This window comes from Nocardiopsis sp. NPDC006832, assembly GCF_040635885.1.
Classification (GTDB): Bacteria; Actinomycetota; Actinomycetes; order Streptosporangiales; family Streptosporangiaceae; genus Nocardiopsis.
In genome coordinates this window covers 44,812-53,468 of the sequence record NZ_JBEYLC010000045.1, presented here as the reverse complement: position 1 = coordinate 53,468, position 8,657 = coordinate 44,812, and the positions used below count along the sequence as shown (strand labels likewise).

8 protein-coding genes are annotated in these 8,657 nt (G+C 70.1%); 2 read left to right on the top strand and 6 right to left on the bottom strand.

What is annotated here, in order from left to right; genetic code table 11:
* Both ABZ717_RS20310 and ABZ717_RS20305 read left to right on the top strand, forming a co-directional pair.
* A partial coding sequence (locus tag ABZ717_RS20310) for an Fn3-like domain-containing protein (RefSeq protein WP_358512844.1) occupies positions 1-926 on the top strand: 926 nt, incomplete at its 5' end.
* Between the two features lie 140 nt (positions 927-1,066).
* Positions 1,067-1,417, top strand: a complete 351-nt coding sequence (locus tag ABZ717_RS20305) for a ribosomal protein L7/L12 (RefSeq protein ID WP_358512842.1) — start codon at positions 1,067-1,069, stop codon at positions 1,415-1,417.
* Between the two features lie 25 nt (positions 1,418-1,442).
* Here ABZ717_RS20305 and smc read toward each other — a convergent pair whose 3' ends face one another.
* From smc to rpmF, 6 genes are all read right to left on the bottom strand, one after another.
* Positions 1,443-4,991 carry a chromosome segregation protein SMC gene (smc, locus tag ABZ717_RS20300; RefSeq protein ID WP_358512840.1) on the bottom strand — a complete coding sequence of 1,183 codons (3,549 nt, stop codon included), beginning with the start codon at positions 4,989-4,991 and terminating at the stop codon, positions 1,443-1,445.
* Positions 4,992-5,411: 420 nt separating this feature from the next.
* The gene (locus tag ABZ717_RS20295) at positions 5,412-5,603 is read right to left on the bottom strand and encodes a hypothetical protein (RefSeq protein ID WP_067601834.1); all 192 of its coding nucleotides are present in this window, start codon (positions 5,601-5,603) and stop codon (positions 5,412-5,414) included.
* A gap of 357 nt (positions 5,604-5,960) precedes the next feature.
* Complete coding sequence (locus ABZ717_RS20290; protein ID WP_358512838.1) at positions 5,961-6,248, bottom strand: acylphosphatase; 288 nt, start codon at positions 6,246-6,248, stop codon at positions 5,961-5,963.
* 118 nt (positions 6,249-6,366) lie between these two features.
* Entirely contained in the window at positions 6,367-7,221 is an 855-nt protein-coding gene (gene mutM, locus ABZ717_RS20285; RefSeq protein WP_358512836.1) for a bifunctional DNA-formamidopyrimidine glycosylase/DNA-(apurinic or apyrimidinic site) lyase, read from the bottom strand.
* A gap of 3 nt (positions 7,222-7,224) precedes the next feature.
* Positions 7,225-8,010, bottom strand: a complete 786-nt coding sequence (gene rnc / locus ABZ717_RS20280; protein WP_358512834.1) for a ribonuclease III — start codon at positions 8,008-8,010, stop codon at positions 7,225-7,227.
* Positions 8,011-8,361: 351 nt separating this feature from the next.
* A complete protein-coding gene (gene rpmF / locus ABZ717_RS20275) occupies positions 8,362-8,538 on the bottom strand; it encodes a 50S ribosomal protein L32 (RefSeq protein ID WP_067601846.1) in 177 nt (58 codons plus the stop codon).
* Positions 8,539-8,657: the final 119 nt, after the last annotated feature.

The window sequence follows — 8,657 nt, the reverse complement described above, 5'->3', positions numbered from 1 at the left end:
TCGACAACGTCCACCGCCAGGGCGCCGGCATGCTCGACCTGCCCGGAGCCGTGGAGGCGACCACCTCGTTGTCCCCCGGCAAGCTCGGCCTGGGCGCCACCGAGGGGCCCGTGACCGAGACCGTCACCATCACCAACGACGGTGACGCCGAGGCCACCTACGCGATCGAACACGAGCCCGCCCTGGGCACCCACGGCGACACGTTCGCACCGCTGTTCAACGACACCTACGCCGAGGCCGTGTTCGGTCAGGACGAGGTGACGGTGCCGGCCGGCGGTTCGGTCTCCGTCGACGTGACCATCACTCCGCCCGCCGACGACCTCGACCAGATGATCTACGGCGGTTACGTCAAGGTCACCGAGGGAGACGGCGAGGGTGACACGCACCGCGTGCCGTACGCCGCCTACAACGGCGACTACCAGGCCATCGACGCCATGACCCCGATCACCGACGGCGACGGGAACACGCACGAGCTTCCGTGGTTGACCAAGATCACCGAGTGCGAGGCGTTCTTCGGTCTGGACTGCGCCGGCAGCGGCGGCGGGTACGAGAACCAGCCCGAGGGCGCCGCCTACTCCCTGGACTGGGTGGACGGTCTGCCGGACGTGCCCTACGTGATCGCCCACTTCGACCACCACGTCACCAAGCTGGAGATGACCGTGGTCGACGAGCGCACCGGCCGACCGGTCCACCCGGACCGCAACATCGCCCTGTCGGTCGACCACGTCAACCGCAGTGCGACCCCCACGGCGTTCTTCGCCTACGCCTGGGACGGCACCGTGACGGACTCGCACGGCCGGATCACCGACGTGCGCGACGGTGACTACCGGCTGGAGGCCCGGGCGCTGAAGGCGCTCGGCGACCCTGACGACCCGGACCACTGGGAGGACTGGACCTCCCCGGTCATCACCATCGACCGAGGCTGACCCCGGTCTCCTCTTCGGGGCCGTCCTCCCCACCGGGAGGGCGGCCCCTTCGCGTCCGCCCGCGGCTCGGTCGCCGGCCGGGCGTACACTGCTTCGCCGGGGCGAACGTCCCCATTCCCCGACTCTCGGAAGGGCTCCCCATGGCCGGATTCTTCGACCGTTTCCGCATTCCCGAACCCACCCGTAGGGAGCTCGACCGGCCCGGGTACGAGGAGGTCCTCGGACACATCCGGAACGGCCGCAAGATCCACGCCATCAAGGTCGTCCGCGAACGCACCGGCATGGGGCTGGCCGAGGCCAAGAGCCTCGCCGAGGCCATCGAAGCGGGCGATTGGAGCCCGGCCGGGCCCGCGGACGGTCAGAGCCTCGCCGACCGGACCCGCGAACTGTTGGCTCGGGACCGTGTCGCCGACGCCGTCCTGATGGTCGCGAAGGAGACCGGCATGACCGAGGACGAGGCCTCGCGCTTCATCGGCTCCCTCGACCGCTGATCCGAACGCGGTGGCCCATGCCGCGTCAGGACGTCGGACGTTCGAGCTTTTGGCTGATCACCTGGGAGATGCCGTCGCCCTGCATGGTGACGCCGTACAAGGCGTCGGCCGCCTCCATCGTGCGCTTCTGGTGGGTGATCACGATGAGCTGCGACGACTCCCGCAACTCCTCGAAGATCACCAACAGCCGCTGCAGGTTGGTGTCGTCCAGGGCGGCCTCGACCTCGTCCATCACGTAGAAGGGCGAGGGGCGCGCCTTGAAGATCGCGGCGAGGAACGCCACCGCGGTGAGTGAACGCTCACCGCCCGACAACAGCGACAGTCGCTTGACCTTCTTGCCCGGCGGGCGGGCCTCCACCTCGATGCCGGTGGTCAGCATGTCCTCCGGTGTGGTGAGCACCAGCCTGCCCTCGCCTCCGGGGAACAGACGGCCGAAGATCGCCGCGAACTCGCGTTCCACGTCCAGGTAGGCGGAGGAGAACACCTCCTGCACCCGGGCGTCGACCTCGGCGACGATGTCCATCAGGTCGCGACGGGTCTTCTTCAGGTCCTCCAACTGCGCGTTGAGGAACGCGTGCCGCTCCTCCAGCGCCGCGAACTCCTCCAGGGCCAGCGGGTTGATCTTGCCGAGCTGGTTGAGCTGTCGTTCGGCCGCCTTGAGACGCTTGGCCTGCACCTCGCGCACGTACGGCAACGGGACCGCGTCCTCGTGGGCGTCCGCGGGCGGCGGCACCGGTACGCGCGGACCGTACTCGGCGACGAGCGTGGGCACGTCCACGCCCAGCTCCTCCATGGCCTTGGTCTCCATCTGCTCCAGGCGCAGCCGACGCTCGGCGCGGGCCACCTCTCCGCTGTGCGCGGAGCTGGTGAGCTTCTCCATCTCCACGGAGAGCTCCCGCACGCGGGCCCGCACCGTCTTGAGTTCGCCGTCGCGCGCCTCGCGTTCGGCCTCGGCCGTGGCGCGTTCGGTCTCGGCGGTGGCCGCCGACACGGCGATACGTTCCAGGGCCAGTCGGGCGCTCTCGGTGACGGCCCGGGCGACGGTGGCCTGGGCGGCCCGGTCGCGGCGGCGCTCGGCCTCGCGTTCGACGGCCCGACGTTCCTCCGCGGCCTGGGCGAGCAGCGCGTCGGCCCGACCGGCGATGGACCTGGCGCGTTCCTCGGCGGTGCGCACCGACAGACGGCGTTCCATCTCGGTGGCACGGGCTCGGGAGGCCAGGTCGGAGAGTTCGTCGCGATGGTCGGCGTCGGGCGCCTCCTCCTCCACGGCGGCGGTGATCTCCTCCGCCTCGGCCAGCTCGGCCTCCATGGCCTCCAGCCTCAGGACGTCCTCGTCGCGCGCGGCGCCGGCCTTGGCCGCGGCCGCCTGGTAGCGCTCGGACTCGGCCTCGGCCGAACGCGCCTGCCCGCCGAGCTTGCCCAGACGCTGGGCGGATTCGTTGCGTTTGCGGTCACTCTGCTTGCGTCGGGCGGTGAGTTCCTCGGCGGCCCGGGCGATGTCGGCGCGGTCGCGCTTGGCGGCGTCCAGGTCCACGGCCACCCGTTTGGCGGTCTCGGTGGCGGTCTCCAGGCGCTCGGCGGCCTCGTCGACCGCGGCCTGGACCTCCAACAGGCTGGGCGCCGCCGCGGTGCCGCCGTGCACCAGCTCGGTGGCGAACACGTCTCCCTCGGGGGTGACGGCCCGCACCCCGGGCAGGGTTGCGACCAGGTCCAGGGCCGCACGGGCGTCGGAGGCCAACGCCACCCGGTCCAGCAACGCGGTGACGGCGCCGGTCAGGTGGTCGGGCGCGGTGACGGCGTCCGCGGCATAGCGGACGCCCTGGGGCAGCGCGGGCCAGTCGGCTCGTTCGGCGCAGGGCACCGCTCGGGACACCACGATCCCGGCGCGTCCGGCGTCCTCGGACTTGAGCAGTTCCAGGGCGGCCATGGCGCTATCGTGGTCGGTCACGGCCACCGCGCCGGCGGCCACCCCGAACGCGGCGGCCACAGCGGTCTCGTGTCCGGGTTCGACCTGGACCAGGGTGGCCAGGCCACCGAGCATGCCGGGAAGGTTCGCGGCCAGCAGGGTGCCCGCGCCGTCCTTGTGCGCCAGCCCCAGTTCCAGCGCCTCCTTGCGCGCGGCCAGCGCGGCGCGTTCACCCTCAGCGGTGCGTTCGGCGTCGCGGAGCCGGTTGAGTTCGGCGTCGGCCGCGGACAGGCTCTGGGTGAACCGTTCCTGGGTCTGGTCGAGTTCGGCGTCACCCTCGTCGAGTCCGGCCGACTCCTCGGCCGCCATCTCGTACTCGGTCTGGGCACCGGCGGCGCGTTCGGCGGCCTGGGCGGCGGCCTCCTCCAAACGGGCGATCTCCGACCCGTGGGAGGCCAGGCGACCGCGCAGACCCTCCACCCGCGCGGACAGGCGAACGAGGCCCTCGCGGCGTTCGGCGGAGGCGCGGGAGGCGGCCTCCAACCGGCGTTCCTCCCGGTGCAGGGCGTCCTCGGCGGCGGCGCGCTCGGTGACGCTCGTCTCCAGGACCTCGCGGGCCTCCTCCAAGCGGGTCTGTAGCTCCTCCTCCTGGGCGGCGGCCTCCTCGGCCTCCATCTCCAGTTCCTCGGGGTCGCGGCGGCCGACCACCTCGCCCTGCACCGCGCTCAGGTTCTGGTGGCGTTCGGTGGCCAGGCCGCGCACGGCGTCGAGGCGTTCGGTGAGGCGTGAGAGCGCGTGGTAGGTGTCGTTGGCCCTGGCCAGGTTCGGGGCGGCGGCGGTGGACTGTGCCTCCAGCTCGGCCTCACGTTCCTGGGACTGCTTGAGGGAGGCCTCGGTGGCGCCGCGTCGTTGGAGGACGTCCTTCTCGTCGGCCTCCTCCTTGGCGAGCTTGTCGGTGAGGGTGACGATGTCGTCGGCGAGGAGGCGCAGGCGGGCGTCGCGCAGGTCGGCCTGGATGACGGCGGCCTTGCGGGCGAGTTCGGCCTGGCGGCCAAGGGGTTTGAGCTGACGGCGCAGTTCGGCGGTGAGGTCGGTGACGCGGTCCAGGTTGCCCTGCATCGCGTTGAGCTTGCGGATCGCCTTCTCTTTGCGCTTGCGGTGCTTGAGGATGCCCGCGGCCTCCTCGATGAGGGCGCGGCGTTCCTCCGGGCCGGCGTGCAACACGGTGTCCAGTTGGCCCTGGCCCACGATGACGTGCATCTCCCGGCCGATGCCGGAGTCGCTGAGAAGGTCCTGGATGTCCAGCAGGCGACAGGTGTCGCCGTTGATCGCGTACTCGGAGCCGCCGTTGCGGAACATCGTCCGCTTGATGGTGACCTCGGTGTAATCGATCGGCAGCGCGCCGTCGGTGTTGTCGATGGTGAGGCTGACCTCGGCACGTCCCAGCGCCTGGCGGGTGGAGGTACCCGCGAAGATCACGTCCTCCATCTTGCCGCCGCGCAGGGACTTGGCCCCCTGCTCACCCATCACCCAGGACAGGGCGTCGACGACGTTGGACTTGCCCGAACCGTTGGGCCCCACCACGCAGGTGATCCCCGGTTCGAATCGAAGGGTGGTGGCCGACGCGAACGACTTGAAGCCGCGCAACGTCAGATTCTTCAGGTACACCCACACCTCCCACGACGGTCACCGTTCTCGCCACGGGCGGTCGCCACGAGGCCGACAACAAGGGTGCCACGAAGCGGTGACCAAAGGGTGATGTTAGGAGCTTCCGAGCCCGATGAACTGCGACACCGCGCGCACGGATCCGCTTACCGGCGGGGGTTCTCGGGAGAATGGGACACGGCCGGAAAACCGGCCCGGTCAGGGGTTGACATCCAGGGGAATGTCCGGCGAACACACAGGGTTGCCCTTCGGCCCGCCGGGTACAACGCTTAAAGAGGCCGCCAAGGGAAGGAAAAATTCAGCGGCGGAAGCACGGGTGATCGATCCGGCCAGGGACGCCAGTGATGTTGTCGGCGTCCCCGTCAGTGGATCGACAGATCTCGTTCGCACCCACCCGTGCGGCTACGAACGTGGTGTTGTGGTTCAGGCGAGCGCGGGCTCGCGGTCGGTCGCGCTGGTGGCGACGTCGGTGACGGCCATGCTGAGCTGGTCGTTCTGTGCCTGAAGACGACCGATCTCGTCCTCAAGGTCGCGTACCCGCTTCTGAAGCCGCCGCATCTCCGAAACCATTCGAGGGTCGGAGCCGCCGACGTGGCCGAACAGAGCCTTCGCCATGATGTGGGTCCTCCACGCTGAGTGACCAGTGGTTGTGCGCACGTGCGACATCCCGTGTAATGAAACGACCGTGGGTCGTGTGTCACGGGTGGTTGATGCGCGATGTGTCTTTAAGAGTCTCACCATGCGCGCCGCTGGTCAAGATTGGATTACAACAGTCCGTAACGACCACTGCCCGGCCGTAGGGGCTCAAGGCACGTGGTTTCGCACGATCCGAATCGGTCCACCCCCGGTGCCGCGTGCGGCCGGTGACGGCGGAGCTCTCACGTCCGGCGCCCTGGCCCGCGACCACCGTCCACGGCTGTGATGCGCCATTCGACGGTGGATGATTCGTACCGCGTTACCCTTCCAGTCTACTCAACGCTCGACGAAACCGTCGAAGGAACCCCCTGGCGGGGACCAACGTTCGATCACGGAATCCACACGACCGGGTGTTCCCCCGCCTCTGAGGTGCTCCAGAAGGCGCCCACAGTCGGCCCGGGGGCCCTCCGCGACGACCTCCACACGACCGTCGTCGAGATTGGTGGCGGCTCCGGTCAGCCCGATTTCGAGCGCCCGAGACCGCGCCCACCAGCGGAAACCCACCCCCTGCACCCGACCGCGCACCCACGCGGTCAGCCGGACGGGTTCACTCCGTTCTCCCATGGTCGGGCCACTCCCTTACCTCGCGGCGACAGTTTCCTCACCGACACGCCCCATCGCCCTTCCCCTAGGCGACGCGGGGCACTTTCCGCCCCTGAGCAGGGGACTTCTCCAGAGAACCTCAGGCCCGGGAGCGAGGCGCCCGCTGGCAGGTCGGGCAACTGAACGAGGAACGGTTCATGAACGCCTCGCGCACGATCGCGGTCCCACAACGTCCGCACGGCCGATCCCGTCGGCCGTACGCGTTCAGCCCGCGCTCGAAGTAGCCGCTCTCCCCGTTGACGTCGACGTACAACCCGTCGAACGTGGTGCCGCCGACCTCCAGCGCCTCCGTCATCACCTCGGTGACGTGTCCGAGCAGTTCCAGCGCCTGGGCGTTGCTCAACCCCCGGGTGGACCGCGCCCAGTGCAGGCGGGAGCGCCACAGCGCCTCGTCGGCGTAGATGTTTCCCACACCGCTGATCAGCGACTGGTCGAGCAGGGCTCGCTTGACCTCGGTCCGCTTGGCCCGCAGCGCCCCTACGAACGACTCGGGGACGAACTCCGGGTCCAGGGGGTCCAGGGCGATGTGGTCCACCGACACCGGCACCTCGGCCCGCTCCCCCGGCTCGTCCACCAGCAGGTGGCCGAAGGTGCGCTGGTCGACGAAGCGCAGCTCCTGTCCGTCGGACAGTGGCAACCGCACGCGCAGGTGCTTCTCGTCCGGCTTGCCCTGTGGCTGCACCAGCATCTGGCCGCTCATGCCCAGGTGGGTCAGCAGCATCTCGCCGCTGTCCAGCACCAACCACATGTACTTGCCGCGTCGGCGCACCGCCGTCGGGGTGCGATCCGCCAGCCGGCCGACGAAGTCCGCGGGTCCGGGTACGTGACGACGGATCGAACGCGGGTGCAGCACCTCCACGGCACCGATCCGACGGCCCACCGCGTGCTCGTCGAGACCACGCCGCACGACCTCGACCTCGGGAAGTTCGGGCACGGGTCAACCACGCCCCTTCGTCTTGTTGGCCTGCCCCTTGCCGCCCTGGGACCTGGCGGGGGCCTCCCCGCTCTGGGCGGCGCCTTGGTCCGAGCGGGCGCGGATGGCCTTCCAGGCCGCCTCCGCGGCCTGCTGCTCGGCCTCCTTCTTGCTGCGCCCCTCACCCAGCCCGTGGCTCTCCCCCGCCACCCGCACGGTGGCGCGGAAGGTCTTCTGGTGGTCGGGGCCGCTCTCGTCCACGTGGTACTCGGGCACGCCGAGCATCTCGGCGGCGGTGAGCTCCTGCAGGGAGGTCTTCCAGTCCAGACCGGCGCCCAGCCCCGACGCGGTCGCGATGAGCGGGTCGAAGAGGCGGTGCACGAACTCCGAGGCCACGTCCAGACCACGGTCCAGGTAGACCGCGCCGATGATGGCCTCCAGGGTGTCGGCGAGGATCGAGGACTTGTCCCGGCCCCCGGTACCCTCCTCGCCCCGACCCAGGCGGATGTACTGACCGATGCCCAGCCCGCGGGCGACGTCGGCGAGGGCGCGCATGTTCACCACCGCCGCGCGCAGCTTGGCGAGCTGGCCCTCCGGCAGGTCCGGGTGTTTGCGGAACAGCGTGTCGGTGACGACCAGGCCCAGCACGGAGTCGCCGAGGAACTCCAGTCGCTCGTTGGTGGGCAGGCCGCCCTTCTCGTAGGCGTAGGAACGGTGGGTGAGGGCTCGGAGCAGGATCTTGGGGTCGACCTCGACCCCGATCGCCCTGTGGAACGACTTCGCCTCGGATGCGGAGAGTTGACTGGCCACGCGGGTTCGCTTCCCTGGTTCGGGCGCGCCGGAGCGCGCGAGTGCTGTGGGGATCCCTCGGCCCGACCGGGACGCTCGAAAACGAGGTGATCGTCGCGGGAGCATGTGCTCCCCCGGCGGCCACCACGATCTCGGGAGCCACTGCGGACCCGGAACCCTCCGGTGTCGAGAGTGCCACGGAAGATGACTTCCCCGGCCGTACGAGATCACTCTACAAAGACCGGGTGACACCGGGACTCCCGAATCCCCTCCTGGACAGCACAACGGGGCGGATCCCCGATGGGTTCCGCCCCGCCTGCGTGTTCGTCGAAGACCGGGATCGGGCGCATGCCGCCCGGGGCCGGTACATCGTTACGCCGGGTTCGTGACCTGGCGGTTGTTGTAGGTGCCGCAGCTCGGGCACGCGATGTGGGGCTGCTTCGGGTCACGGCAGCGCGGGCAGTTGACCAGCACCGGGCGCGACGCCTTCCACTGGGAACGGCGGGTCCGGGTGTTGCTCCGCGACATCTTCCGCTTCGGGACGGCCACTTCAATCCTCCTGGGTCACCCCCGCGCGGTCGCGGGAGGTCGCTTATCTGGTCACCCCGCGCGCTGTGGCGGGGAGGGTGTGCTCCGGTCGGTCGGGCCCTGGGGCACCGTGGGCGACC

Coding starts and splice junctions, on each gene's coding strand:
- ABZ717_RS20295 (WP_067601834.1), bottom strand. CDS start 5,603: ATGGCGAAGGCTCTGTTCGGCCACGTCGGCGGCTCCGACCCTCGAATG.
- ABZ717_RS20305 (WP_358512842.1), top strand. CDS start 1,067: ATGGCCGGATTCTTCGACCGTTTCCGCATTCCCGAACCCACCCGTAGG.
- ABZ717_RS20290 (WP_358512838.1), bottom strand. CDS start 6,248: ATGGGAGAACGGAGTGAACCCGTCCGGCTGACCGCGTGGGTGCGCGGT.